The organism is Bradyrhizobium zhengyangense (assembly GCF_022012435.1).
Lineage (GTDB): Bacteria > Pseudomonadota > Alphaproteobacteria > Rhizobiales > Xanthobacteraceae > Bradyrhizobium > Bradyrhizobium zhengyangense.
Window position 1 is genome coordinate 208,287 of the sequence record NZ_JAKLUA010000009.1, and the last position, 25,460, is coordinate 233,746.

General features: G+C 63.3%; 26 protein-coding genes and 2 pseudogenes. 26 read left to right on the top strand and 2 right to left on the bottom strand.

Annotation, left to right across the window (positions count from 1 at the left end; genetic code table 11):
- Positions 1–108: 108 nt before the first annotated feature.
- The 11 genes from L6637_RS26180 (at position 109) to L6637_RS26230 (ending at position 8,748) form a co-directional block, all read left to right on the top strand.
- Positions 109–549 (top strand): acetyl-CoA carboxylase biotin carboxyl carrier protein, encoded by a 441-nt coding sequence (locus tag L6637_RS26180; RefSeq protein WP_128930126.1) that lies wholly within the window; start codon positions 109–111, stop codon positions 547–549.
- Between the two features lie 4 nt (positions 550–553).
- Complete coding sequence (accC, locus tag L6637_RS26185; RefSeq protein ID WP_128930127.1) at positions 554–1,906, top strand: acetyl-CoA carboxylase biotin carboxylase subunit; 1,353 nt, start codon at positions 554–556, stop codon at positions 1,904–1,906.
- Positions 1,903–2,562 (top strand): 5-oxoprolinase subunit PxpB, encoded by a 660-nt coding sequence (pxpB, locus tag L6637_RS26190; protein ID WP_128930128.1) that lies wholly within the window; start codon positions 1,903–1,905, stop codon positions 2,560–2,562. Before accC ends, pxpB begins: the two co-directional genes overlap by 4 nt.
- On the top strand, positions 2,559–3,545 hold the full coding sequence (locus L6637_RS26195) for a 5-oxoprolinase subunit C family protein (RefSeq protein ID WP_128930129.1): 987 nt from the start codon (positions 2,559–2,561) through the stop codon (positions 3,543–3,545). The genes pxpB and L6637_RS26195 overlap by 4 nt, the downstream gene beginning before the upstream one ends.
- On the top strand, positions 3,542–3,967 hold the full coding sequence (locus tag L6637_RS26200; protein WP_128930130.1) for an acetyl-CoA carboxylase biotin carboxyl carrier protein: 426 nt from the start codon (positions 3,542–3,544) through the stop codon (positions 3,965–3,967). The genes L6637_RS26195 and L6637_RS26200 overlap by 4 nt, the downstream gene beginning before the upstream one ends.
- Positions 3,964–4,755 carry a LamB/YcsF family protein gene (locus tag L6637_RS26205; protein ID WP_128930131.1) on the top strand — a complete coding sequence of 264 codons (792 nt, stop codon included), beginning with the start codon at positions 3,964–3,966 and terminating at the stop codon, positions 4,753–4,755. The genes L6637_RS26200 and L6637_RS26205 overlap by 4 nt, the downstream gene beginning before the upstream one ends.
- 83 nt (positions 4,756–4,838) lie before the next feature.
- Positions 4,839–5,606 (top strand): SDR family oxidoreductase, encoded by a 768-nt coding sequence (locus tag L6637_RS26210; protein WP_128930132.1) that lies wholly within the window; start codon positions 4,839–4,841, stop codon positions 5,604–5,606.
- Positions 5,607–5,619: 13 nt separating this feature from the next.
- Positions 5,620–6,321 (top strand): amino acid ABC transporter permease, encoded by a 702-nt coding sequence (locus L6637_RS26215; protein WP_128930133.1) that lies wholly within the window; start codon positions 5,620–5,622, stop codon positions 6,319–6,321.
- A gap of 1 nt (position 6,322) precedes the next feature.
- Entirely contained in the window at positions 6,323–7,075 is a 753-nt protein-coding gene (locus L6637_RS26220; protein ID WP_128930134.1) for an amino acid ABC transporter permease, read from the top strand.
- 2 nt (positions 7,076–7,077) lie between these two features.
- On the top strand, positions 7,078–7,848 hold the full coding sequence (locus tag L6637_RS26225; protein ID WP_373291654.1) for an amino acid ABC transporter ATP-binding protein: 771 nt from the start codon (positions 7,078–7,080) through the stop codon (positions 7,846–7,848).
- A gap of 126 nt (positions 7,849–7,974) precedes the next feature.
- Positions 7,975–8,748 carry an ABC transporter substrate-binding protein gene (locus L6637_RS26230; RefSeq protein ID WP_232995647.1) on the top strand — a complete coding sequence of 258 codons (774 nt, stop codon included), beginning with the start codon at positions 7,975–7,977 and terminating at the stop codon, positions 8,746–8,748.
- Positions 8,749–8,969: 221 nt separating this feature from the next.
- Here the strand turns inward: L6637_RS26230 and L6637_RS26235 are convergent, their stop codons facing one another.
- Positions 8,970–9,887 (bottom strand): LysR family transcriptional regulator, encoded by a 918-nt coding sequence (locus L6637_RS26235; RefSeq protein WP_232995648.1) that lies wholly within the window; start codon positions 9,885–9,887, stop codon positions 8,970–8,972.
- A 180-nt stretch (positions 9,888–10,067) separates the two neighbouring features.
- On the opposite strand from L6637_RS26235, the gene L6637_RS26240 reads away from it, so the two are divergent.
- The 8 genes and pseudogenes from L6637_RS26240 to rpe all read left to right on the top strand — a co-directional run bounded on the left by L6637_RS26240 (position 10,068) and on the right by rpe (position 17,868).
- Positions 10,068–11,105 carry a class 1 fructose-bisphosphatase gene (locus L6637_RS26240; protein ID WP_128955157.1) on the top strand — a complete coding sequence of 346 codons (1,038 nt, stop codon included), beginning with the start codon at positions 10,068–10,070 and terminating at the stop codon, positions 11,103–11,105.
- A gap of 12 nt (positions 11,106–11,117) precedes the next feature.
- Positions 11,118–11,993, top strand: a complete 876-nt coding sequence (locus tag L6637_RS26245; RefSeq protein ID WP_100233973.1) for a phosphoribulokinase — start codon at positions 11,118–11,120, stop codon at positions 11,991–11,993.
- A gap of 16 nt (positions 11,994–12,009) precedes the next feature.
- Positions 12,010–14,040 carry a transketolase gene (tkt, locus tag L6637_RS26250; RefSeq protein WP_128955158.1) on the top strand — a complete coding sequence of 677 codons (2,031 nt, stop codon included), beginning with the start codon at positions 12,010–12,012 and terminating at the stop codon, positions 14,038–14,040.
- Positions 14,037–14,636: pseudogene (locus tag L6637_RS26255) on the top strand (type I glyceraldehyde-3-phosphate dehydrogenase); the annotation flags it as partial. The gene tkt and the pseudogene L6637_RS26255, both read left to right, overlap by 4 nt.
- Positions 14,637–14,645: 9 nt before the next feature.
- Positions 14,646–15,713 (top strand): annotated as a pseudogene (locus L6637_RS26260) (ribulose-bisphosphate carboxylase large subunit); the annotation flags it as partial.
- Between the two features lie 12 nt (positions 15,714–15,725).
- A complete protein-coding gene (locus L6637_RS26265; protein WP_128929478.1) occupies positions 15,726–16,133 on the top strand; it encodes a ribulose bisphosphate carboxylase small subunit in 408 nt (135 codons plus the stop codon).
- 104 nt (positions 16,134–16,237) lie between these two features.
- On the top strand, positions 16,238–17,188 hold the full coding sequence (gene cbbX, locus L6637_RS26270) for a CbbX protein (protein WP_128955160.1): 951 nt from the start codon (positions 16,238–16,240) through the stop codon (positions 17,186–17,188).
- Entirely contained in the window at positions 17,185–17,868 is a 684-nt protein-coding gene (gene rpe / locus L6637_RS26275) for a ribulose-phosphate 3-epimerase (protein ID WP_128929480.1), read from the top strand. The genes cbbX and rpe overlap by 4 nt, the downstream gene beginning before the upstream one ends.
- Positions 17,869–18,014: 146 nt before the next feature.
- On the opposite strand, the gene L6637_RS26280 is transcribed toward rpe, so the two are convergent.
- The gene (locus tag L6637_RS26280; RefSeq protein ID WP_164933596.1) at positions 18,015–18,170 is read right to left on the bottom strand and encodes a hypothetical protein; all 156 of its coding nucleotides are present in this window, start codon (positions 18,168–18,170) and stop codon (positions 18,015–18,017) included.
- Positions 18,171–18,543: 373 nt separating this feature from the next.
- Between L6637_RS26280 and L6637_RS26285 the strand changes: the two genes are divergently transcribed.
- The 7 genes from L6637_RS26285 to L6637_RS26315 are packed head-to-tail and all read left to right on the top strand — an operon-like array spanning position 18,544 to position 25,454.
- Positions 18,544–19,929 carry an ABC transporter substrate-binding protein gene (locus L6637_RS26285; protein WP_128929481.1) on the top strand — a complete coding sequence of 462 codons (1,386 nt, stop codon included), beginning with the start codon at positions 18,544–18,546 and terminating at the stop codon, positions 19,927–19,929.
- A gap of 26 nt (positions 19,930–19,955) precedes the next feature.
- Positions 19,956–20,951, top strand: a complete 996-nt coding sequence (locus L6637_RS26290) for a carbohydrate ABC transporter permease (protein ID WP_237872370.1) — start codon at positions 19,956–19,958, stop codon at positions 20,949–20,951.
- Positions 20,952–20,962: 11 nt separating this feature from the next.
- On the top strand, positions 20,963–21,823 hold the full coding sequence (locus L6637_RS26295) for a carbohydrate ABC transporter permease (protein WP_128929482.1): 861 nt from the start codon (positions 20,963–20,965) through the stop codon (positions 21,821–21,823).
- On the top strand, positions 21,820–22,761 hold the full coding sequence (locus L6637_RS26300) for a ribokinase (protein ID WP_128929483.1): 942 nt from the start codon (positions 21,820–21,822) through the stop codon (positions 22,759–22,761). Before L6637_RS26295 ends, L6637_RS26300 begins: the two co-directional genes overlap by 4 nt.
- The gene (locus tag L6637_RS26305) at positions 22,758–23,528 is read left to right on the top strand and encodes an SDR family NAD(P)-dependent oxidoreductase (protein WP_128929484.1); all 771 of its coding nucleotides are present in this window, start codon (positions 22,758–22,760) and stop codon (positions 23,526–23,528) included. The genes L6637_RS26300 and L6637_RS26305 overlap by 4 nt, the downstream gene beginning before the upstream one ends.
- Positions 23,521–24,345: an HAD-IIA family hydrolase gene (locus tag L6637_RS26310; RefSeq protein ID WP_128955161.1), complete on the top strand. Its 825-nt coding sequence runs from the start codon at positions 23,521–23,523 to the stop codon at positions 24,343–24,345. The genes L6637_RS26305 and L6637_RS26310 overlap by 8 nt, the downstream gene beginning before the upstream one ends.
- Positions 24,345–25,454, top strand: coding sequence for an ABC transporter ATP-binding protein (locus tag L6637_RS26315; RefSeq protein WP_128929486.1), 1,110 nt, complete (start codon positions 24,345–24,347; stop codon positions 25,452–25,454). The genes L6637_RS26310 and L6637_RS26315 overlap by 1 nt, the downstream gene beginning before the upstream one ends.
- Positions 25,455–25,460: the final 6 nt, after the last annotated feature.

A 25,460-nucleotide genomic window follows, 5' to 3' on the forward strand; every position in this document is an offset into this window, starting at 1 on the left:
TCTTATATGGGCAAAGCCAAACCGTCTTGGTCGGGGAAGACCGCCAGCGGTAGCGTTCGTCGGTAGGTAGCGACGCCGCGGGCGCCGACCTCGACGAACGGCCGGAGCATGGATCTCGATCGTATCAAGTCACTGATTGACGCCATGGCGGCTTCCGATCTGGCCGAGATGGAGTTCAGCCAGGGCGGCATGTCATTGCGGCTGGTGCGCCGACCGCAGCCGACCGAATCGCGGCCGGCGGTGCCAGTGGTCGCCGCCACGGCGCGCCCCCCGAGCCGTCCCGAGCCTGCGCAACCGGCACCGGTCAACGCCGCGGCGGATGGCGTCGTCGCGCCGCTGTTTGGCGTTGCCTATCTGCAGCCCGATCCTGACGCGCCGCCCTTCGTCACGGTGGCCCAGGCGATCACCGCCGGCACGACATTGTGCGTCATCGAAGCCATGAAGATGTTTCACGAGGTCCGTGCCGATCGGGACGGCGCCGTGATCGCAATTCTCGTCTCCACCGGGCAGGAGGTCGAGGCCGGGCAAGAACTGATGCGGATCAGGTAGGCACATGTTCGGCTCGGTCCTCATAGCCAACCGGGGCGAGATCGCGCTGCGCATCCAGCGTGGTTGCCGGCGGCTCGGGCTGCGCACCATCGTCGTCCATTCGGAGGCCGATCGCGATGCGCCCTACGTGCATCATGCCGACGAGGCCATCTGCATCGGGCCGGCCGCGGCAGCGCAGAGCTATCTCAACCAGACGGCGTTGCTGTTCGCCGCCGAGGTCAGCGGAGCGGAGGCGATCCATCCGGGCTACGGGTTCCTGTCCGAGAACCCTGGCTTCGCCGAGCAGGTCGAAGCTGCCGGCCTGACCTTCATCGGCCCGACGGCCGCGGTGATGCGCGTCATGGGCGACAAGGTCGCGGCCAAGCGGGCGATGCGCGCCGCCGGCGTTCCCTGCGTACCCGGTCCGGATGCGGCGCTCGGCGACGACCTCGATCTCGCGCGCGCAACCGCGCGGCAGATCGGCTACCCCGTGATCCTGAAAGCGGCGGGCGGCGGCGGTGGACGCGGCATGCGCATGGTGGAGAGCGAGGCTGGCCTCATCGATGCGATCGCCGTGACGCGGGAAGAGGCGCGGCGCGGCTTCGCCAACAGCGCGATCTACATCGAGAAATTCCTGCGCCGGCCGCGACATGTCGAGATCCAGGTGATTGCCGATACCCATGGCAATGCCGTCTGGCTCGGCAGCCGCGATTGCTCGCTGCAGCGACGGCACCAGAAGGTGCTGGAGGAGGCGCCGGCACCGGGACTGGACCAGGACGTGCTGGCGCAGATCGGCGAGCGCTGCGCGGAGGCCTGCCGGCAGCTCGAATACCGCGGCGTCGGCACGTTCGAGTTCCTCGTCGAGGATGACGCGTTCTACTTCATCGAGATGAATACGCGCCTGCAGGTCGAACACCCCGTCACCGAGATGACCGCTGGGATCGATATCGTCGAGGCGCAGATTCGTGTGGCTCAGGGCGAGGCGCTGCCGTTCGCGCAAGCCGACATCGTCTGCCGCGGTCATGCCTTCGAATGCCGGATCAACGCCGAAGATCCCGACACGTTCGTGCCGTCCCCCGGTGTGATCACCGCCTGGGAGCTCCCCGGCGGCCCCGGCGTGCGCATCGATAGCCATGCCAGCAGCGGATATCGCGTGCCGCCATATTACGACTCGCTGATCGGCAAGCTCGTCGTGCACGGCGCGAATCGCGCCGAGGCCCTGGACCGGCTGCGCATCGCCCTCGACGAAATGCGCGTGGAAGGAATCGCGACCAACCTGCCGCTGCACCGGCGGCTCGTCAGGGATGCCGCGTTCATCAGGGGCGGCGTCAGCATTCACCATCTCGAGCAGCAGTTGTGCGGGAGCGGCAAGGCATGACGACGGACCTGCCACAACTCAGCCTGCTGGGAACGACCGCGCTGCTGTTCGAAGCTCCGGGCGAGACCTCGCTGACGACGCAGTGCCGCATCTGGGCCCTGGCGCTGGAGGCGGGCCGTCTGCCCGGCGTTCGGGAGGCCGTGCCGGGCATGAACAACCTCATGATCGCTTTCGCCGAGCCGCCGCGGCACCGGGGACAAATCGAGCACAGACTGATCGAGCTGTGGCACGCCCTCGAGCCGCTTCCTGTCGCCGGGCGCTGCCTTGATCTGCCGGTGGTCTATGGCGGCGACGGCGGCCCGCACATGGCCGATGTCGTGGCCCACACCGGATTGAGCGTCGACGATATCGTCGCGATCCACAGCGCACCGACTTACACCGTCTACGCCCTCGGCAGCCATCCCGGGTACTGCTATCTCGGTGGCATGGACCAGCGCATCGCGACGCCGCGGCGCAAGGTGCCGGTGCTGCGCATCCCACGCGGCGCCGTCTCCATCGGCGGCAGTCAGACCGGCGTCTCTGCCTCCGATGGGCCGAGCGGCTGGAATACGATCGGCAGCACCGAGGTCGCATTCTTCGATGTCGAGCGCACGCCGCCAGCGCTGCTGCAGCCCGGTGACTGCATCCGCTTCAAAACCATCCGGGTGCTGCGATGATCGAGGTGCTGTCGGCCGGCGCGCTCGCCACGGTGCAAGATCTCGGCCGCACCGGCGCGCTCAACCTCGGCGTCGGGACATCGGGTGCGATGGACCCGTTGGCGCTCGCCGCTGGAAACATCCTGCTGCGCAACGAGGAGAATGCGGCAGCCCTCGAGATACCGCTGTTCCCGTTCCGCGTCCGCTTCACCCATTCGACGGTGTTCGCCGTGACCGGCGCGGATTGCGCGCCGCGGCTCGACGAGGCGCCAGTGCTACCATGGTGGGCGCACCGCGCCGATGCCGGCCAGGTCCTCTCGCTCGCCGTTCCCTCAACTGCGACCTGGCGCGCCAGCCGCGTCTACCTGTGCATCGCGGGCGGGATCGATGTTCCCTCGGTGCTCGGCTCACGCAGTACCCAGCTGCGCGGCGCCTTCGGCGGGTTAGAGGGCCGTCCGCTGCGCGACGGCGATCGGTTGCCAATTGCCGAGCCCCCCGGTCGCGCCAAGACAGGCTTCGGCATCACGCCGCCCGGCCTCGCCTTGCCATTGGAGGTGGACGGGTTGACCGCCGTGCGGGTGCTGCCGGCTGCCGAATACGATAGCTTCACGCCGTCTTCCCACGAGGCGCTATGGTCCGAGCCTTGGAAGATTACGTCACAGAGCGACCGCTACGGCTATCGTCTCGCCGGCCCCGAACTCAGGCCGCAGCGACCCATGGAGCTGCGCTCCCACGGCATTGTCCCAGGCGTGATCCAGGTCCCCCACGGCGGCCAGCCGATCATCCAGATGCGCGATGCGCAGCCATCGGGCGGCTATCCCAAGATCGGCACCGTCATCGACGCCGACCTCTGGCGCCTCGGCCAGGCTCCCATCGGCAGCCGGATTCGTTTCGTGCTGTGCAGCTGGGACGAGGCGCTGGACGCGTCGGCGGCGACCCGGCGCTGGCTGAGCAACGCCCGCCGATTGGTCGAGCTCTACTGCAACCAGGGAGCGGTGCGATGACCAACCCGCTCGACCATGTCGACCAGCTCTGCGCCTTCCTCGCGGCGACCGACATCGGCCTGCTCGAGCTGAAAGGCCCAGCCGGGGTGCTGCGCCTGCGGCATGACGGCGCCCGAGTCGAAGTCGAAATGATCGAGGCTGCGACGGCGGCGCTGTCTTCTTCCCCCACGCAGATCATTCGGGCACCGGTGCCGGGTCTCTACCTCGACCGCCATCCATTGCGCTCGCAACCATCGGTCGCCGTCGGCGACGAAGTTGCGGCCGGCACGCCGCTCGCCTTTCTCCAGATCGGACCGCTCTTGCTTCCGGTCCCGGCCCCGGAGGACGGCATGGTGGTCGAGACGTTCGCCGAGCATGGCGCGACGGTGGGATACGGCGCGCCGCTGATCGGATTGCAGCCGCACGGGAGTGACGCCGAATGAAGATCGATCTCAATGCGGATCTGGGCGAGGGCTACGGTCCCTGGTCCATGGGCGACGACGACGCTCTGCTCGGCCTCGTCTCGTCGGCCAACATCGCCTGCGGCTTTCACGCGGGCGACCCGCTGATCATGCAGCGCACCGTGGAATCGGCAAAGGCGCGGGGTGTCGATGTCGGCGCCCATGTCGGCTTCCCGGATCGCCAGGGCTTCGGCCGCCGGGCGATGCACATCGATCCTACCGAGCTCGCGGCGATGGTCACCTATCAGCTCGGCGCGCTTGCAGGGATCGTCCGCGCAGCCGGTTACCGCATGACCCACATGAGTTTCCACGGCGCCTTGGGCAACATGGTGGCCGCCAACGCCAAACTCGCCGAACCGCTGGTCCGCGCTGTCGCCGCCTTCGATCGAGAGCTCCTCATCGTATCGTCGACCAGCCGCGCCATCGAGGGGGCGGCGGCGGCCTGCGGCCTGCGCGTCGCCACCACTTTCCTCGCGGATCGCGCCTACGACGATGACGGACTGCTCGTGCCACGGGGCACGGCCGGCGCGGTCATTCACGACCCGGCGCTCGTGCTCGAACGGGTGCAGCGCCTGCTCTGCGACGGCGTCGTCATCACCGCGACCGGCCGGGCGCTGCCGATGCAGGCCACATCGATCCTGCTGCATGGCGACACCCCGGGCGCGGTCGAGTTCGCCCGGACGATCCGTGCGGCGATCGAGACCGCCGGTGGCGAGATCGCGCCGGTGTCGCACCTGATCGCCGGCGGCCCCGGGCGTGGCCCATCATAAGCGCCCCTTATCCCGCCAAAGTGATTCCATCTTGGCGGCGGAACTGCTCCGTCGGTAGCCTCTGGAGAACAGCGAGGACTCAGATGCCATTTTCCGACTACAGGACGGCTCTCGTCACCGGCGCCTCGTCAGGCATCGGCCTCGCCGTCGTCGAGCGCCTGGCGCGCGAGGGACTGCAGGTGCACGCGTTGGCGCGTAGCGCCGATCCACTGAAGGCGCTGGCAGATCGCACCGGCTGCATTCCCCATGCCGTCGACGTTCGCGATCTGCCTGCGCTTACCAAGCTCGCCGGCAGCGTCGAATTCGACGTTCTCGTCAACTGCGCCGGCGTCGACCGGCCCAAGAAATTCCTGCAGGCGGATGCCGAGGATATCGAGCTACTGCTCGGCGTGAATCTGGGGGCCGTCCTGCATCTGTGCCGCCTCGTCGTGCCCGGCATGGTGGCGCGCGACCGCGGTCACGTCGTGAACATCACTTCAATCGCCGGCGCCTATAATTTCGGCGGCAACTCGACCTACCACGCCACCAAGGCGGCGGTCAGCATGCTGTCCCGTCAGCTCCGGATCGATGCCTTCGGCAAGCGTGTTCGCATCACCGAGATCTGCCCGGGGCGGGTCGAGACCGATATCTTCGCTCACGTCCACGGCGACTCCGCCGCGACCCGCGCTGCCTTCATCGACGGATTCGAGCTGCCCAAACCGGAGGACATCGCCGACACGATCGCTTTCGCCATTGCCGCGCCAGTGGCGGTAAACATCGGCCATATCGAGATCACACCGACCCTGCAGGTGCCGGGCGGACTGTCGACGGTCCGTCCCGAGCACCCCGCCAGCCCTCCAGCCGTCACCTAGAGCGGAGGGTGCGATGAAGGGCTTCGACCTCATGGCGATCCTGCTGAACCCCGAGTTCAGCCGCATGCTCGTCCACGGGGTGAAGATGACCTTCATCATCTTCGCAGGCTCCTGGCTGCTCGCCATGAGCCTCGGTATCACCCTCCTTGCAATTCGAATGCTGCCGGGCCGGATCGCCGACGCCCTGGTCGAGGCCTACGTTGCCTATCACCGCAACGTGCCGACACTGGTGCAGCTGATGCTCTGGTATTTCGGTGTCTCCAGCCTGCTGCCCGAGCGGCTCCAGGTCTGGCTGTCCGATCAGAACGGCGAGGCAATCTTCGCGGTGATCGCGCTCGGACTGTGTCAGGCCGCATATTTCAGCGAAGACCATCGGTCGGGCTTGCGCGCCGTGCCCAAGGGCCAGTGGGAGGCCGCTCGCGCGCTGGGTCACAGCTATCTCGGCGCGATGACTTACATCCTGCTGCCGCAGGCGGTCCGAAATGCGATGCCGGCGCTGGTGAACCACACGGTGTCGCTGTTCAAGAACAGCAGTCTTGCCATGGCGATCGGCGTCACCGAGCTCACGCATGCGGTGAAGGAGGTCGAAAACCAGAGCTTCCGCGCTTTCGAGACCTACCTGATCGCGACCGTCTTCTACCTCGTGTGCTCGCTGCTCCTGATGTGGCTTGGCTATTATTTCGAGCGGCGCAGCCGCATGGCGGGAGCGCTCTGACATGACGCTCCTGTTCAACATGATAGGCATCGTCAGCGACAACTGGCTGCTGCTGCTGGTCGGCCAGTTTCCGAACGGCCCGCTCGGCGGGATCGCCGCGACCCTGATCCTGTCGATTCTTGGAATTGCGCTGGCATTCCCGCTCAGCGTGGCGATGGCGCTCGCGCGTCTATCGCCTTGGCCCGTGCTGCGCTGGCCGGCGACGGCGCTGGTCTATGTCGTGCGCGGCGTTCCGCTGCTGCTGATCATCCTCTGGGTCTATTTCCTGCTGCCGCTCCTGATCGGCGAGAGCGTTCCCGGCTTCGTGACCATGCTCGCCACCTTGGTCATCTACGAGGGGGCCTTTCTCAGTGAGATCGTGCGAGCCGGAATCACGGCATTGCCGCGAGGGCAGATGGACGCGGCGCGGGCGCTCGGCCACAGCCACCTCGGCGCGATGCGCTACGTGATCCTGCCGCAGGCGCTGTTCAACATGATCCCGAGCATCATCAGCCAGTTCGTCTCCACCATCAAAGAGACGACGTTGGGCTACATCATCAACGTGCCAGAGCTGACCTTCGCGGCGGGACAGATCAACAACCGGCTTCTGACCAAGCCGTTCGAAGTCTACTTCATACTCGCCATCATCTATTTCGTCGTCTGCTGGACTCTCACTAAGCTGGCCAGCACGCTCGAACGTCGGATTGCCGTTCGGCGCGCCAGGTCGATGGATGGTGCTGCAGCGCCGGCTTTGGCAGCCGCATCGAGGACATGATCATGTCAAACCAGGCCTCGAACAGTACGGCAACTCCGATGATTGAATTCATTGGCATCAACAAGTTCTACGGTTCGCTGCCCGCCCTCGTCGACATCAACGCGGAGGTGAAAAAGGGCGAGGTGGTCGTGGTATGTGGCCCCTCGGGCTCTGGCAAGTCGACGCTCATCCGCACCGTCAACCGGCTTGAGGAGATCCAATCCGGAGTGCTGCGCTTCGACGGACAGAATGTTCATGCGAAGATTAGCAGCTTGGCAATGAACCACCTGCGCAGCCGTATCGGCTTCGTTTTCCAGAGTTTCAATCTGTTTCCACACCTCAGCGTGCTGGACAATGTGATGCTGTCGCCTGTGAAGGTGAACGGCATCAAACGGAGCAAGGCAAGGGAGATCGCGCTTCAGTTGCTCGACCGGGTAGGCCTTTCCAGCAAGGCGCAGAACTATCCGGCGCAGCTGTCCGGCGGCCAGCAGCAGCGTGTCGCGATCGCGCGAGCGCTGGCCATGGAGCCGCCGGCGATGCTGTTCGATGAGCCGACCAGCGCGCTCGACCCGGAGATGGTCGGCGAAGTTCTGGCGGTGATGCGGGGACTTGCTCGCGATGGCATGACCATGATGTGCGTCACCCATGAGATGAATTTCGCACGCGATGTCGCTGATCGTGTCTGGTTCATGGATGCCGGGCGCCTGCTGGAATCGGCGTCGCCGAGCGCGTTCTTCGGCTCGCCGCAGCATCCGCGTGCGCAGCGCTTTTTGTCGGATCTGCGGGCACGATGACAACGCCTGCCATCATTGCAAAACAGGGAGTTCGAAATGTCGATCGGGATCGGGACTAAGACTGGAAAATGCGTGCTCCGCGCCGCCATCGTTGCCACGGGCCTGAGTTGCTTTGCCAGCGTGGCCATGGCTGATCAGCTGGCCGATATCATGCAGCGCAAAGAGCTGCGCTGCGGCACCTTCGCCGACGTACCCCCGTTTGCCGCGCCCGATCCGAAAACGCGGGAGATGGTTGGCTTTGATGTCGACCTCTGCAGAGCCATTGCCAAGCGCTGGGGCGTCGAGGCGAAGATCAGCCCGCTCTCGGTCGAGGCGCGGGTGCCCGAGGTCAAGCTCGGCCGCGTCGACATCACAGTCGCCAATCTCGCCTATACGCTGGGCCGCGCCGAGCAGATCCAGTTCTCCGACCCCTATTATCTCGCCAAGGAGATGTTGGCGGTGAAGGCTTCGGATCCAGGAACCAAGAAGGCCGACTTCAAAGGTAAACGTCTGGCTTCGACCAAGGGCTCGACCTCCGAGCTCGCGATCAAGCTGAATGAGTCGGATCCCCTCACTTTCGTCGACACCGGCTCGGCTTTCATGGCCGTCCAGCAGAACAAGGCGGTCGGAATGGTGGCCAATACCATGACCATCACCAAGCTCGTCAACGAATCGAAGTCCGCTGGCCAACCGCTGAAGATGATCGATGAGCCCATGGTCTTGCAACCGATCGGCATCGGCATGAAGAAGGACGAGCCGGCGCTGCTCGCCAAGATCAACGAGACACTGCTCGCACTCGACCAGGCAGGTGAGATCAACCAGCTCTGGGACAAGTGGCTCGGCCCGAACACCGAGTTCAAGATGACCCGCACCGACAAAGTCGTGCCGCTCGGCCAACTTAAGTTCACGCCGTTGCCGTAACCGGTGCACCGGGGCACACCTCCAAGAACCGGCCCGGACAGACTTGGTGGTTGAAACGGCGTCGGCTCCTGGACGCGGTGGGTCAATGCCTGGTCGACGTGCAATAAAACATTGGAAGAAGTCGAGAAAAAAGCGCGATGGGTTGAATCGTCATGGCGCTTTAGCTCTTTGTTTGAGCATGAGTTTTGGGAAAACCGCTTCACACTTTTCCGGATCTTGCTTTAGCGCCCGCCGAGTTCAGGTAGGTACGGCAAATAATTCGACCCTTCAGAGCCAAGAAAATCGAACATAGCCTGCGCCGGCGGCAGCAGGACCTTGTCACTGCGGCGGATCACGTACCATTGCCGCACGATTGGTAGGCCCGCGACGTCGAGCACGACGAGGCGGCCCTCGCCGAGCTCGTGCGCGACGGTGTGCGCCGAGATGAAGGCGATGCCGAGCCCGGCGATAACAGCCTGCTTGATGGTCTCGTTGCTGCTCATCTCCATGCCGATGATTGGCTCGAGATCCGATTTCTGGAACATGCCCTCCATTAGTGTTCGCGTGCCCGAGCCCGGCTCGCGAGTGAGAAAGGTCTCGTGCACAAGGTCGGTCAGACTGAGTCCTCGGTCCTTTTCCAGCCAATGTCCCCTGCGGGCGACGATGATGTGCGGATTGCGGCCGAGCTGGCGCACGTCGACGTGGACGTCGGCGGGTGGCCGGCCCATCACCGCGAAGTCGAGATCATAACCGTGCATGGCTGCGCGGATCTCATCGCGATTGCCAATCGTCAGCTTGATCTCGATCTTGGGGTAGCGCTTGGAGAACGCCGCGATCGCATGCGGCACGAAATATTTAGCGGTCGAGACCGCACCGAGATGCACCGCGCCGCCGCTCCGTCCGGCGAGCAGGTCGAGCGCGCCCTGGCAGTCCGCGATCGCGGCCTCGACCCGCTCGGCCAGCGCCAACACTTCCTTGCCCGCCGCGGTCAGCTGCATGCCGTCGCCGGTCCGCTGCACCAAGGGCAGGCCGGCGAGGTCCTGAAGTTGCCGCAGCTGCTGGGTCACGGCCGGCTGGGTCAGCCCAAGATGGCCGGAGGCCGCCGTCACGCTGCCCTTGGCCGACAGCGCCGCGAGCGAGCGCAGCTGCCTGATCGTCAGATGCCGGAGCTGTGCAGCCGCCTGTCCGGGTCAATTATAAGAAAATTCTTTGGTGCTCATTACGAATAGAAATTTTCCTTATTAATCTGTCCCTGTCAATCTCCTGGTGCTGGGACTGACCGCGACCGACCTTCAGAGGGGAGGGCATGGCTGCGGCGCCGGCCAAGGGGATGGACGCAGATGACTGGGCAACTCAGGCTGGACGATCACCTTCAACGGTATTCCGAGACCGCGCCGCATGCGCTGGCCGTGGCGGCCGCAGTCGATGCCATCGCGGCGGCGGCCATCGAAATCGCCGACCTCATCGCGTCAGGTGATCTCGCTGACGCCTCTGGCCTGACCACGGAGCGCAACAGCGACGGCGACATCCAGCGCGACCTCGATGTCCAGGCCGATGCGATCCTGCGCCGCTGCCTCAGCAAGCTGCCGATCGCGGCGCTGGCGTCGGAGGAGATGCGCGAACCCCAGATCGGCGACCGCGAGGGCCGCGTCTGCATCGCGATCGATCCGCTCGACGGATCCTCCAACATCGACATCAACATGACGGTGGGGACGATCTTCTCGATCCTGCCGGCACCCGACGACCTCTCGCTCGCCTTTCACCAGCGCGGATCAGTGCAGCTTGCGGCGGGCTTCGTCACCTACGGGCCGCAGACCTCGCTGGTGTTGACGCTCGGCGAAGGCGTCGACATCTTCACGCTCGATCACAAGGCCGGCTGCTTCCGTCTCGCCCGCAGCGGCGTGCAGATCTCCGAGGCCTGCGAGGAGTTCGCGATCAACGCCTCGAACCGTCGGCACTGGGATCCGCCGGTGCGCGCCTTCATCGACGAATGCCTCGCAGGCGTCGAAGGCCCCGCCAACCATGATTTCAACATGCGGTGGGTCGGCTCGCTGGTTGCCGAGGCCTACCGAATCCTCACCCGCGGCGGCGTCTTCCTCTACCCTTCGGACGCGCGCCCCGGCTACGGCGAGGGCCGCCTGCGCCTGACTTACGAGGCGCATCCGATGGCCATGATCATCGAGCAGGCCGGCGGCTCCGCCTCCACGGGACGCGAGCGCATCCTCGACCTCTCCGCGCAGAGCCTGCATCAGCGCGTGCCCCTGATCATGGGCTCGAGCAACGAGGTGCGGCGCGTCGAGGAGCTTCATTGCGATCCAGTGCTGGTCGCCAGCGTCTCTGCGCCGCTGTTCGCGCGGCGCGGATTCTTCCGGCTCTGAGCGAGGTGTCCCATGTCCAGGAAGCATCCGATCATCTCCATCACCGGCTCCTCCGGCGCCGGCACCACCTCGGTCAAGAAGACTTTCGAGCAGATTTTTTTCCGCGAGAAGGTCAATGCCGCCTACATCGAAGGCGACGCCTTCCACCGCTACGACCGCGCCGAGATGCGCGCGCAGATGGCGAAAGAGGCCGAGCGCGGCAACAAGCATTTCAGCCATTTCAGTCCCGAGACCAACCTGTTCGAGGAGCTGGAGCGCGCGTTCCGCGACTACGGCGAGACCGGTACGGCGGTGACGCGGCACTATGTCCACGACGCCGAGGAATCCGCGCTGCATGGCACGGCGCCCGGTACTTTCACCGACTGGAAGCAGCTGCCGGAGAACTCCGACCTGTTGTTCTACGAGGGCCTGCACGGCGCCGTCGTCACCGACAAGGTCAATGTCGCGCGCTATGCCGATCTCAAGATCGGCGTCGTGCCCGTCATCAACCTCGAATGGATTCAGAAGCTGCACCGCGACCGCAGCGCGCGCGGTTATTCGACCGAGGCGGTCACCGACACCATCCTGCGGCGGATGCCCGACTATATCCACTACATCTGCCCGCAATTCACCGAGACCGACATCAACTTCCAGCGTGTGCCGACGGTCGACACGTCCAATCCGTTCATCGCGCGCTGGATCCCGACGCCGGACGAATCGATGGTCGTGATCCGCTTCAAGAATCCACGCGGCATCGACTTCCCCTATCTGCTCTCGATGCTGCCGCAGAGCTGGATGTCGCGCGCCAATTCGATCGTCTGTCCCGGCGCGAAGCTCGATCTCGCCATGCAGCTGATTCTGACGCCGCTGATCATGCAGTTGATCGAGCGCAAGCGCAGCCTGAAGTGAACGAGGAGAGACACCGATGAATATCTCCGTCCACGCCGAAGCCGACATCACGGCAGTCGCGCATAACGATCTCGCCAACGCCGTCCGCTTCCTCGCGGTCGATGCCATCGAGACCGCGCAGTCGGGCCATCCAGGTCTGCCCATGGGTATGGCCGATGTCGCGACCGTGCTGTTCTCGCGCTTCCTGAAATTCGACTCGGCGCATCCCAATTGGCCGGACCGCGACCGCTTCGTTCTGTCGGCGGGCCACGGCTCGATGCTGCTCTATGCGCTGCTGCACCTGACCGGCGGCGACCTCAGTCTCGATGACATCAAGGCGTTCCGGCAGTGGGGCTCGAAGACGCCGGGCCATCCCGAATACGGCCACACGCCGGGAGTCGAGACCACGACGGGTCCGCTGGGGCAGGGGATTGCGACCGCGGTCGGCATGGCGCTTGCCGAGCGCATGGCCAATGCGCGGCATGGCGACGGCCTCGTCGATCACTTCACCTACGTGATCGCGGGCGACGGTTGCCTGATGGAAGGTCTCAGCCAGGAGGCGATCTCGCTCGCGGGTCATCTCGGGCTCGGCCGTTTGATCGTGCTGTTCGACGACAACGGCATCTCCATCGACGGTCCGACGTCGCTCGCGACATCGGATGATCATCTCGCGCGCTTCGCGGCCTCCGGCTGGTCGGTGCGCCGTGTCGACGGACACGATCCAGAAGCCGTGGCCCAGGCGATCGCGGAGGAGCGGGAGACCGCCAAGCCGTCGCTGATCGCGTGCCGCACCATCATTGGTTATGGGGCGCCTGATCGGCAGGGCACCGAGAAGGCGCATGGTGCGCCACTCGGCACCGAGCAGACCGCGGCGGCGCGCCGCGCGCTCGGTTGGGATTATCAGCCTTTCGTGGTGCCGATCCCGGTGCTCAAGGCGTGGCGGATGATCGGACAGCGCGGGCAGGTCGAGCGACTCGCCTGGCTCGATCGTTATGAGCGCGCAACGCCCGAGCAGCGCGATTTGTTCGTGGAAGGTAGGGCGGTTGCCCTGCCTGCTGCCTATGTGCTCGCCGCGGCGAAGTTGCGCGAGCGCTTCGCATCCGAACGGCCGAAGCTGGCGACGCGGCAGGCTTCGCAGCAGGTGCTTGACGGCATCGCCAGCACCATTCCCGGACTGGTCGGCGGCTCGGCGGATCTGACGCATTCGAACCTGACGCAGGCGAAGGCGCAGACCCCCGTTAAAGCCGGTGCGTTCGCCGGTGGCTACATCCACTACGGTATCCGCGAGCACGGGATGGCTGCAGCAATGAACGGCCTCGCGCTGCATGGCGGCTTCATTCCCTATGGCGGCACGTTCCTCGCCTTCTCCGACTACAGCCGTCCCGCGATCCGGCTCGCAGCGTTGATGCGGCTGCGGGTTATCCACGTGATGACGCACGACTCCATCGGGCTCGGTGAGGACGGCCCGACGCATCAGCCGGTCGAACACCTTGCCGCGCTGCGGGTGATCCCGAACTTGCTGGTGTTCCGTCCCGCCGACGCGGTCGAGACGCTGGAGGCTTGGGACTGCGCACTCGGCTCCGAGCATCGCCCGTCCGTGCTGTGCCTGTCGCGTCAGGCGCTGCCAACTTTCCGCAGCGATGCCCGCGGCAAGAACCGCGTCGCACGCGGCGCCTATCTCGTCGTCTCGCCCGACGGCGGCCGTGACGTGACGCTGATCGCGACCGGCTCGGAAGTCTCGATTGCGCTGGAAGCAGCCCGCCTGCTCGCGACCGAGCACATCCGCGCGGCCGTGGTGTCCGCGCCCTGCTTCGCCTTGTTCGAGGAGCAGCCGGACGATTACCGCGCCACCGTGCTCGGCACGGCGCCGCGCGTCGGCGTCGAGGCAGCGGTTGTCGGCGACTGGCATCGCTGGATCGGTGCCGACGGTGAGTTCGTCGGCATGCGCAGCTTCGGTGCCTCGGCGCCGGCGCCCGTGCTGTACCGCGAATTCGGCATCACACCGCAGAGCATCGCAGAAGCGGCCAGGCGCTCGGTCGCACGTCGGAACCAGGGAAGAACAGCATGAGCTTGCGTGTCGCCATCAACGGATTTGGCCGGATCGGTCGCAACGTGCTGCGTGCGATCGCCGAGTCCCGCCGCAACGACATCGAGGTGGTCGCGATCAACGACCTCGGTCCGGTCGAGACCAATGCGCATCTGCTGCGCTTCGACTCGGTCCACGGCCGCTTTCCCGGCGAAGTCAAGGTCGACGGCGATACGATCGACGTCGGCGGCGGCCCGATCAAGGTGACCGCGATCAAGGACCCGGCGCAGCTGCCGCATCGTGCGCTCGGTGTCGATATCGCCCTGGAATGCACCGGTCTGTTCACCTCGCGTGAGAAAGCCGCCGCACATATCCAGGCCGGTGCCAAGCGCGTGCTGGTCTCGGCGCCGGCAAGCGAGGTCGATCTCACCGTCGTGTTCGGCGTCAATCATCTCGCCCTGACCGGCGATCACATCGTGGTCTCCAACGCCTCGTGCTCGACCAACTGCCTCGCGCCGCTCGCTCAGGTGCTGGACGACGCCGTCGGGATCGAGAAGGGGTTCATGACCACGATCCACTCCTACACCGGCGACCAGCCGACGCTCGATACGTTCCACAAGGACCTCTATCGCGCCCGCGCCGCGGCGCTGAAGGCGCTGCGGCTCGAGGACATGCGGCTGCCGGTCGCCTATGTGAAGACGTTCCAGGGGCCGGCCACCGGCATCGTGGTCGAGCGCGAGCGGCTCGACAAGTTCGGCCGGCCGCTGCTCGGCGCCACCATCAAGCCGAAGCTCGGCCTCTCGGGCCGCAATTACGGCCGCGTGGTCTATGAGGCGCTGAAGGGCGGGCTCGACTTCACCAAGGACGACGAGAACATCAACTCGCAGCCCTTCATGCACTGGCGCGACCGCTTCCTCTACTGCATGGAAGGCGTCAACCGCGCGCAGGCGGCGTCGGGCGAGGTGAAGGGCACCTATCTCAACATCACGGCCGCGACCATGGAGGACATGTACGAGCGTGCGGAGTTCGCCAAGGAGCTCGGCTCGGTCGTGGTCATGATCGACCTCGTGATCGGCTACACCGCGATCCAGTCGATGGCGAAATGGGCGCGCCGCAACGACATGATCCTGCATCTGCACCGCGCCGGTCACTCGACCTATACGCGCCAGAAGAGCCATGGCGTGTCGTTCCGCGTCATCGCCAAATGGATGCGGCTCGCCGGAGTCGATCACATCCACGCCGGCACGGTCGTCGGCAAGCTCGAGGGCGATCCCAACACCACGCGCGGCTATTACGACATCTGCCGCGACGACTTCAACCCGATGAAGCTCGAGCACGGCGTGTTCTTCGACCAGAGCTGGGCGAGCCTGAATAAGCTAATGCCAGTGGCTTCCGGCGGCATCCATGCCGGCCAGATGCACCAGCTGCTCGACCTGCTCGGCGAGGACGTCGTGCTGCAGTTCGGCGGCGGGACCATCGGCCACCCCATGGGTATCCAGGCCGGGGCGACCGCCAACCGGGTGGCGCTGGAAGCGATGATCCTCGCTCGCAACGAGGGACGTGACTACGTTCACGAAGGCCCAGAGATCCTGGCCAAGGCCGCAGCGACCTGCACGCCGCTGAAGGCCGCGCTGGAGACCTGGAAAGACGTCACTTTCAACTATCAATCCACCGACACGCCGGACTTCGTGCCGACGGCGCTCGCCGCTGTCTAAAGGAGAGCAAAGATGAAACTGACCCAAGGCTGTTTCTCCTTCCTGCCCGATCTCAGCGACGAGCAGATTACCAAGCAGGTGCAATATTGCCTGAGCAAGGGTTGGGCGGTGAACATCGAGTTCACCGACGACCCGCATCCCCGCAACACCTATTGGGAGATGTGGGGTCTGCCGATGTTCGATCTCGCGGACGCTGCCGGCGTGATGATGGAGCTCGCCGAATGCCGCAGGGTGTATGGCGACCGCTACATCCGCGTCTCGGGATTCGATTCCAGCCATGGCTGGGAGTCGGTGCGCATCTCGTTCCTCGTCAACCGGCCCGCGAAGGAGGCTGAGTTCGAGCTGGTGCGCCAGGAGATGGCCGTACGCTCGGTACGTTACACCACCGTACACCGGCAACCTCAGCCGGCTTCCTCTTAGTCGCTTTCCGCTCGGAGCGACTCTTTCTCCCCGCTCCGACTCCCTGGCGGACAACTGCTTCGCCGTCATTTGCGGCGGCGAAGCCTCTTTATTCGAGGTCCAAGATGCTGGATGTGCCGCACACGACGACCATTGAGGTCAATGAGGTGCCTACTGCGTTTGACCTGCGCAAGGAGGCCGAGGCGGCGGGGATCACGGAGACCTTGCACCAGCTCGAACAAGAGTTGATCGGCTTGAAGCCCGTCAAGCAGCGGGTGCGGCAGATCGCTTCGCTCCTGTTGATTGAGCGGATCCGGCAGCGGGCCGGGCTCGTCTCCTCGGCCCCGACGCTGCACATGTCCTTCACCGGCAATCCCGGCACCGGTAAGACTACCGTCGCCCTGCGCATGGCGAAGATCTTGCACGGCCTCGGCTTCGTGCGGCGCGGACAGGTGATCTCGGTGACGCGCGACGACCTTGTCGGTCAGTATATCGGTCACACTGCGCCGAAGACCAAGGAGATCCTGAAGAAGGCGATGGGCGGCGTACTGTTCATCGACGAGGCCTATTACCTGCACCGGCCCGACAACGAGCGCGACTATGGTCAGGAAGCCATCGAGATCTTGCTGCAAGTCATGGAAAACCAGCGCGAGGATCTCGTCGTCATTCTCGCGGGTTATGGCGAACGGATGACCAGTTTCTTTGCCTCCAATCCAGGCTTCCGATCACGCATCGCCCACCACATCGAGTTTCCCGACTATTCGGAGGCGGAGCTGCTCTACATTGCCGAGCTTATGCTGAGGGAGCGCGGCTACCGCTTCTCGGCCGCGGCACGCGAGTCGTTCGAAAGATACATTGTGCTGCGCCGGACTCAGCCGTTCTTCTCCAATGCGCGCTCGGTCCGCAACGCTGTCGATCGCATCCGGTTGCGCCAGGCCGATCGGCTGGTCTCCGATCTCGACCGGATGCTCGAGATCGCTGATCTCGAAACCATCGATCCCTCCGACGTATTGGCGAGCCGCGTGTTCAGCGGCGGAGCTGGCAGCGAGCAGGCGACCGGGAGCAAATGTCCATGACCAGGGATATCGTCATTGCTCCCTCGATCCTGGCGGCGAATTTCGCGCGTCTCGGCGAGGAGGTCGCGGCGATCGACGCAGCCGGCGCTGACTGGATCCATTGCGATGTCATGGACGGGCACTTCGTGCCGAACATCAGTTTCGGTGCGGACGTGATAAAGGCGGTGAGGCCGTTCACCACGAAGACGTTTGACGTTCACCTCATGATAGCGCCCGTCGACGCTTATCTTGAAGGCTTTGCCAAAGCCGGTGCCGACATCATCACGATTCATGCGGAAGCCGGTCCACATCTCGATAGTTCGCTGCAGGCTATTCGCGCGCTCGGCAAGAAAGCGGGCGTAAGCCTGTGTCCGTCGACGCCGGAGGGTACAATCGAATATGTGCTCGATAGGTTGGATCTGGTGCTTGTCATGACCGTCAATCCGGGCTTCGGTGGCCAGGCGTTTTTGGAGTGCCAGATCCCCAAGATCAGGCGCATTCGCGCCATGATCGGCGATCGCCCGATCCGCCTTCAGGTCGATGGTGGTATCACGTGCCACAATGCTGCCGCCGTCGTGGAGGCTGGGGCCGACACGTTGGTGGCGGGTTCAGCCCTGTTTGGCGGCAATATCGCTGCCGAGTACGCCACCAATATCGCGGGCCTACGAATGGCAACTAGGGTTGGCCGGTCCCCGAGTTAGACTTCGGCATGGGTCAACAAACACGCAGGACGCGGCGGCTAGGCGCTATGCCGGAGGGACGATGGGGCCGTCGCGGTGAATTCCTCTGCCGTGCGCTTTAGTGGGAACTGCTCGGCTCGACCTCATCGTGATGAACCGCTGAACCATCACAAAGGCGTCAAGTCGAGCGCAAAAGCCATTGCGACGAGTAGAGAGAGCAGAAGGCCTGCTCCACAAAATATACCAAGAATCTTGAGAGTATCGCCGTCCTCAGCTGGTTTTCTGACCGTGCTGGAAACGACTCTTGCGATTTGCGCGATCATCCTGCAACTCCAATTGGCAATGCCAGACTGAAAGCAATTTATACTGAGAACAGCGTCATCGGGCCAGCATTGCAAGCATGAGAGGCTACTCTGCCTAGACCAAATGTCTGGCGGAGGCTTTTTTCAGATCGTTTTCGTATGCCTGCAAAAGTGCTGTTGAAGCGTCCACTGGCGCTTCGCATTGCGTAGCCTCGTCGCGGCCAGCCGATCTTATTTTAGAAACCCCGATTTCTGGCTCTTACCCAACCTTACCCAAACTCTGTGTCAAAAGCCGCTTAGCCCGTTAGAATGGCGCATAGCCTTCGCCTACCACGGCCTCTGCTAGAGGAGAGGGCGCGTGGTTTGCGGGCCAAAGAGCCCATCGGAGGGAATCATGCCAAGGACGCTAGCCGTTGTTTGCGGTCATTCGGCTCAACTTATCAAAAAAGCTCTCATTAACTCCACCGTGTGCGCCGGGGCGGCACTGGCTGCCACCCAGGCCTACGCAGAAGACATCAACTGGCGGCAATTCGAAGGCACGTCCATCGTCTGGGCCTACGATATTCACCCCTATGCTGACGCTGTTGCGGCTCAACTGCCCGAGTTCGAGAAACTCACCGGCATCAAGGTGACGCCGGAGCTTTATCCGGATGATGCCTATTGGAATAAGCTAACGATCCAGCTCAGCACGAAATCGCCAAGCTGGGATGTCGTCGGCACGGGCATCCAGCCCGCCTGGGACCTTGCCCCGGGCCAACTGCTCGAACCGCTCGATCGCTATCTAAACGATTCAAAGCTCACCTCTGCAGCCTACGACTACAAGGACTTCTTCCCAGCCTTGCGCGAAGCGCTGACATGGAAGGTCAAGGAGGGCCAGATCGAGGCCGGCAGCGGGCAGGTCTGGGCGATCCCCCATGGCTTCGAGAACATCCAGTTGTTCTACCGCAAGGATGTGCTGGACAAGCACGGTATCAAAGTCCCGAGCACCCCGCCGGAGATGTCGGCCGCTTGTGAGAAACTCAAAGCTGCCGATCCCACCATCACGCCTCTCGGCGTTCGCGGCGTAAGGTTCTGGAGCAGCATCCACACGGCTGCGATCTCGATTGCGAGGTCCTATGGCGTGCACGATTTCGTCGTCAAAGACGGCAAACTCGACACGGGCCTGGATTCGCCAGAGTCGATCGCCTTCCACAAAGACTATGTCGACATGATCAAGAAATGCGCTGCTCCCTCCTTTGCCAATGACAATTGGTACCAGGTGGTCGAAGGGATCAATTCAGGGCGGACCGCCATGGCGATCGATTCCAACATGTTCGGTTTCTGGAACGACGTCGCCGGCAAGCCCGCCTCCGGCAAGATCGCCTTTGCACCACCGTTGCGCGCACCGAACGGCAAGAACTTCGAATCCAACATCTGGATCTGGTCTCTGGCCATGAACGCCGCCTCCCAGAAGAAGGGCGCGGCCTGGCTCTTCATCCAATGGGCGACCTCCAAGCAGGTCGAGCTGAACGGTGCCGTTGCGGGCAAGCTCGTCAACTCTCCGCGCGCATCGACCTGGAGCGACAAGGCCTGGCTCGAATACGCCGCAAAGCCTGAATTCAACAACTTCGTCGAGACGTTCAAGACTGTGCAGGACCAGGCGCAACTCGCCTTTACGGCCCGCGTCGGCTTCGCCGAGGCAATGAATGCCTGGGCGGTGGCGATGCAGAAGATGGTCAATGGAGCGGATGTGAAGGCAACGCTGACCGACCTTGCCTCCGAGATCCGTTCGTCGATGTGAAGTCCCAAAGGGGGTGGTAGGCTTGCATGCCGCCCCCTTGGATTTCGATGTCAGTTGAAATGTATTCTTCAGGATTAGACGCAATCGTGACGCTGCAGTCTTCAGTGAGCCAACTCGCTTCGGCGCAAGACGGCGCGGCCAAGAGTGCCAGCCCGCCGCGCCTTGACTGGTGGAGCATCGCCGCGATCGCGCCGGCGGTCTTGATCCTTCTTGGCTTTCTGTTCCTGTTCTTCTACGGCGTATTTCAGTCCCTGACGGATCTCAAGTTCGGCCGGCCACTGGTCCACTTTATTGGCCTTACCAATTACGCCGCGTTGATCAAGACAGACGACTTCTGGAATAGCGTCCGAGCAACACTTGTCTACGCTGGTTCAGCGGTCCTTGCGGAAGCCGTGCTCGGCGTTGCCCTCGCCAAGCTCTTTGCCACCGAAGTGTTCCTGGCACGCGTGATGCGGCCGGTCATTCTGTTGCCACTCGTGCTTCCGCCCATGAGCGTTGCCTTGATGTGGACGACGATGATGGATCCGCAGAGCGGCATCCTGAACTATCTGCTGTCGCTTGTAGGAATGGGCCGGTTTGCATGGATTTCTGATCCCGCGACAGCGATGATTTCCCTCGTCCTGATCGACATATGGACTTACACCCCCTTTTTCACGCTGATCATCTTCGCCGGCCTCCAGGGCATCAATGAGGAGATCAGGGAGGCCGCGCGCGTCAATGGTGCAAAGGGCTGGGCAACCTTCCTCTACATCGAGCTGCCGTTGATCGCGCCCTACATCCTGATTGCTGCGGTCTTCCGTCTGATCGAATCTCTCAATCAATTCGACATCATTTTCGGAACGACGCAAGGCGGTCCCGGCAACAGCACCTCCGTTCTTTCCGTGCGCGCCTACATCACCGCATTCCAGAACCTCGCCTTCGGCCGGGGCGCGGCCCTCATGGTCGTCAATTGGATCATCGTCCTGGCCGGAGCGTTCCTCACGGTCAAGTTGTGGCGATACGTCCGACCACGCGTTAGCTGAAGAGACGCGACATGCGCCTAAATCGCTCAGGATCGACAAATATCGCTCTCAATCTGCTGGTTGGCATCTGCGCGCTCACTCTCGCTTTTCCGCTGATCTGGATCCTGCTGATGTCGTTGAAACAGCAGGGCGAGGTCATGGCCTGGCCGCCCAAGTTCATCTTCTCGCCGACGCTTGAGAATTTCCGGGTGCTGTTCGACGCCGCGCAGGCCGGCGCGACAAGCTATGGCACCATCAAGGTTGATTTCCTCACGCCAGTGACAAATAGCGTCGCCATCGCGCTCGGATCTGTTTTCGTCTCAATGCTCCTTGGCGTGCCCGCCGGTTACGTTCTGGCAAGGCGAGACATCCCGATGAAGGAGGACATCGCCTTCTTCATTCTTGGCTTCAGGTTCGCCCCGGCCTTGCTCGTCGTCATCCCGCTCTTCAACGTGTTCCAGACCATCGGACTCTACGACACCTATCTCGGCATGATCTGGGTCTACCAGGTCGTCACGCTGCCTATGATCGTGTGGTTGAGCCGCTCCTACATCGAGGATATTCCAAAGGACATCGAGGAGGCTGCAGCGATGGACGGGGCCAAACCTGTCAGGGTCATTCTGCATATCGTGCTGCCGCTTCTCAAGCCCGGCCTGATCGGCGCCTCCTTGCTGATCTTTCTGCTGGCCTGGCACAACTTCGCGCTCGGCTTGATCCTGAGCTCCACCAAGGCGCCGGTGACCGTCGCGCTACTCAAGCTGCTCAATCCGGGGGTGCAGTTCTATCCCGTCATGGCTGCAGGACTGGTCGTTACCATGATCATTCCGGTGATCTTGATCGTGATGGGCCAGCGCCACCTCGAACGTGGTCTCACTTTCGGGGCAGTAAAATGAATCCCAGGCCCTTGATGTTCTTTGGAACGACCAATCTCGACCTCTGCTTCAATGTCGAGCGGCTGCCAACGCCGGGTGAAAGTTTGATGGGCAAATTGAACCGCAATCCTGGAGGGAAGGGCGCCAATCAAGCCGTAGCGGCCGCACGGCTTGGACTGAAGCCCCTATTCTACACCCGTCTTGGCGGGGACGAGGCTGGCCAGTCCCTCTTGCAGTCACTGCGCGAAGCCGGAGTCCGTGCTGAGGCCATCACCATTTGTGCCGGTGAGGTCTCCGGCTCGGCCCTCGTCCTGGTGGGAGACGACGGTTCGAACATGATCGTGATCGATCCGGGCGCCAATCTGAATGTGATGCCGGCCATGGTTGAGAGCGCGGCCGCATTCATCGCGCCAGGCGCGCTCGTTGTTGCCGAAATGGGCTTGCCCATCTCCGCCCTCAACCGGCTCTTTGAAATGAAAAGCGAGAAGGGCTTCGAACTCATTTTTAATCCGGCGCCGGTCAGACCCGGGCTTTCGCCGGCGGCATGGCGACAAGTCGATTACGTGACCCCCAACCAGACCGAGGCCTTCGAGCTGACCGGGGTAGAGGTGACCGATTTCGACAGCGCCGCAGTGGCGGCGTCCAAGCTTCTGCACCTCGGACCCAAAGCCGCACTGATCACGCTGGGAGCGCAGGGCGCCTTCTATGCCGACGCGGCGCACTCGTTTGCGCTGCGTGCCTTTCCCGTCAAAGTCGTCGATACCACGGCCGCCGGGGACGCCTTCAATGGCGCTTTTGCCGCTTCGCTCGCTCAAGGCCTGCCTCTGAGGGATTCGGTCAGACGAGCACTAGCCGTTGCTGCCCTGTGCGTAACGCGCCGCGGGGCGCAGGCCTCAATGCCGCTGGCAGCAGAGGTCGATGAATTCCTCAAATCACAAACGATCTTGGAGTTGGAATGACCGAACAGTTCTCAGTCTCAGACAGAACGGTGCTCGTGACAGGGGCAGGGGGCGGCATCGGATCTGCCATTGTGAATGCGTTTCGGGCAGGAGGGGCCAACGTCGTTGCCACCGACGCCAATCTCGAAAGCCTCAGGCAGACATTGGTAGGACTTCCCCATGGCAATGGCGTGTTGCCGATGGCCATGGACGTTTCGCGCGAAGAGGACGTGGCGCGCGTGCTCGAGGAGATCGGAAAACGATTCGGCCGGCTCGACGTGCTCGTCAACAATGCCGGCGTTAAATCTGCCCAGCCGCTCCTCAGCGGGGCGGCCGACAAGATCGAACGCACAATCCAGATCAACTCGGTCGCAATCCTCCGCTGCTCGAAGCTCGCGATCGAGCGCTTCATGACAACCAAGGGCGGCCGCATCGTCAATGTCGGTTCCTCCTTGTCTTCGCAAGGCGCCGTATTCAACTATCAGGCCGGAGGGGCGGACTATTGCCTCTCCAAGGCAATCGTTCACGACATCACAAAGCTCCTTGCTTATGAATGCGCGCCGCTCAAGATCAATGTGAATGCAATCGCACCGGGGATCATCGACACCCCCATGCATGGCCGTCCGCGTGAGGAGACGGAAGCCCGCCATAGCGGCCGAATCCCATTGGGACGGGTTGGATTGCCGAACGACATTGCCGGCCTTGCCGTGTTTCTCGCAAGCCCTGCGGCCTCCTACATGACCGGCCAGATCGTTCACGTGAACGGCGGGATGCTGATGAATGGCTAAGTCCGGCACTCAGCTTCAATGGCCCGAGATCGCCGGTGTCATTTCCGATCTGGATGGCGTGGTCTACCGGGGGAACGCCGCGATCGCGGACGCCATCGAAGCCTTCAAGAGCTGGCAGCGGGCAAAACTTCCCTTCTGCTTCGTCACTAACAATTCGACCCACACGCCGGAAGATGTTGTGCGCAAGGTCGGAGGTTTCGGGCTTTCGATCTCCCCGAGGCAGGTCGTGACGAGCGCCATCACGGCCGCGGCGCTCATTCGCGCCCAATACCCGAAACTGACACGGGCCTTTGTCATCGGCGCGCCATCCCTTGCCAAAGCGATCGAGGAGGCGGGCCTCGAAGTCACCGATGCGAAGCCTGAAGTCGTGGTGATGGGGCTCGACCGCCAGATTACGCATGACAAGCTGCGAATTGCTGCTGCGGCTATCCTGGGCGGCGCCGTGTTCATAGGCACAAACCCTGATCTTCTCTTGCCGACTGCGGACGGCTTCGAACCAGGGGCAGGGGCCATGATCACGGCAGTTGCAGCCGCAACTCAAGTCCAGCCTCTGATCGTCGGCAAACCCGAGACGCACATGATCGAAGCCGCGCTTTCGCGGCTTGGAACGCCACGTCAATCCACATTGATGATCGGCGACCAGATACAGACAGATATCCAGGCCGGCAAGCGCGCCGGCCTTCCTGCCGTGCTCGTCACGACAGGCGTCCCACCTCGCAAGGACGCCGCGCTGCTGCCAGCCGACTTTACCGTGTCCAGCCTTTCAGAAATCGCCGTGAAGGCTGGTGTAGACACCGTACGGCAGAGGAGAGCGTGATGGCCAATGTTCGCCTGGAAGGCCTCAACAAGGCCTATGGCACTATCCAGATCCTGCGCAATATCGACCTCACCATCGATCACGGCGAATTCGTCGTCTTCGTCGGGCCTTCAGGGTCGGGCAAGTCGACCCTGCTGCGCATGATCGGCGGTCTCGAGCCGATTAGCGGAGGACGGCTTTTCATCGACAATGAGCTCGTCAACGACGTGGACGCGGCCGACCGCAATCTAGGCATGGTGTTCCAGAGCTACGCCCTCTATCCGCACATGACCGTCCGGGAAAACCTGGCTTTCCCCTTGCGGATGGCCAAAGCGACGAAAGCGGAGATCGGGAAGCGTGTCGCTGAGGCCGCGTCCTTATTGCAGATCGACCATTTGCTCGATCGCAAGCCACGGCAGCTCTCCGGCGGCCAGCGCCAGCGCGTGGCGATCGGGCGGGCCATCGTCCGCGAGCCCAAGGTGTTTCTGTTTGACGAGCCGCTGTCCAACCTCGACACCGAGCTGCGGGTGCAGATGCGGGTCCAGATCGCCAAGCTCCACGAGCAGCTTGGAAACACCATGATCTACGTCACTCACGATCAGGTCGAGGCCATGACCATGGCTGACAAGATCGTCGTGCTCAAGGACGGCAATATCGAGCAGGTGGGGAGCCCCCACGAGCTCTATCACTACCCGGCGTCGCGCTTCGTCGCCGGCTTCATTGGCTCGCCTAAGATGAATTTTTTGGGCGGTCATATCGAGGCCGCGCACGAGACAGGGGTGGAGGTCAGGCTTGACGCGGGCTCGACCGTCTCGGTCCCCGTTCGGCCGGATCAATTGCTGGTCGGCAAGCCGATCACGCTCGGGATCCGTCCCGATGATTTCTCGCAGCCGGCAGAAGACAAAGAGATCGCTCTCGAGCTGGACGTCGATTTCGTCGAGCACCTTGGCAGCGTCACCTACATCTACGGCAACGCGGGCAAGGAAGCCGTGGTCGCCAAAGCGCCACGGCTCGAGCCAGCCAAACGATCTGGCAAGGTCCGCCTTGCGGCTTCACCAGCCGATTGCCACCTGTTCACGGCCAACGGCAAGGCCCTGCAGCGGTTGCACGCACCGGCAAATTGGAGCTAATTTTCG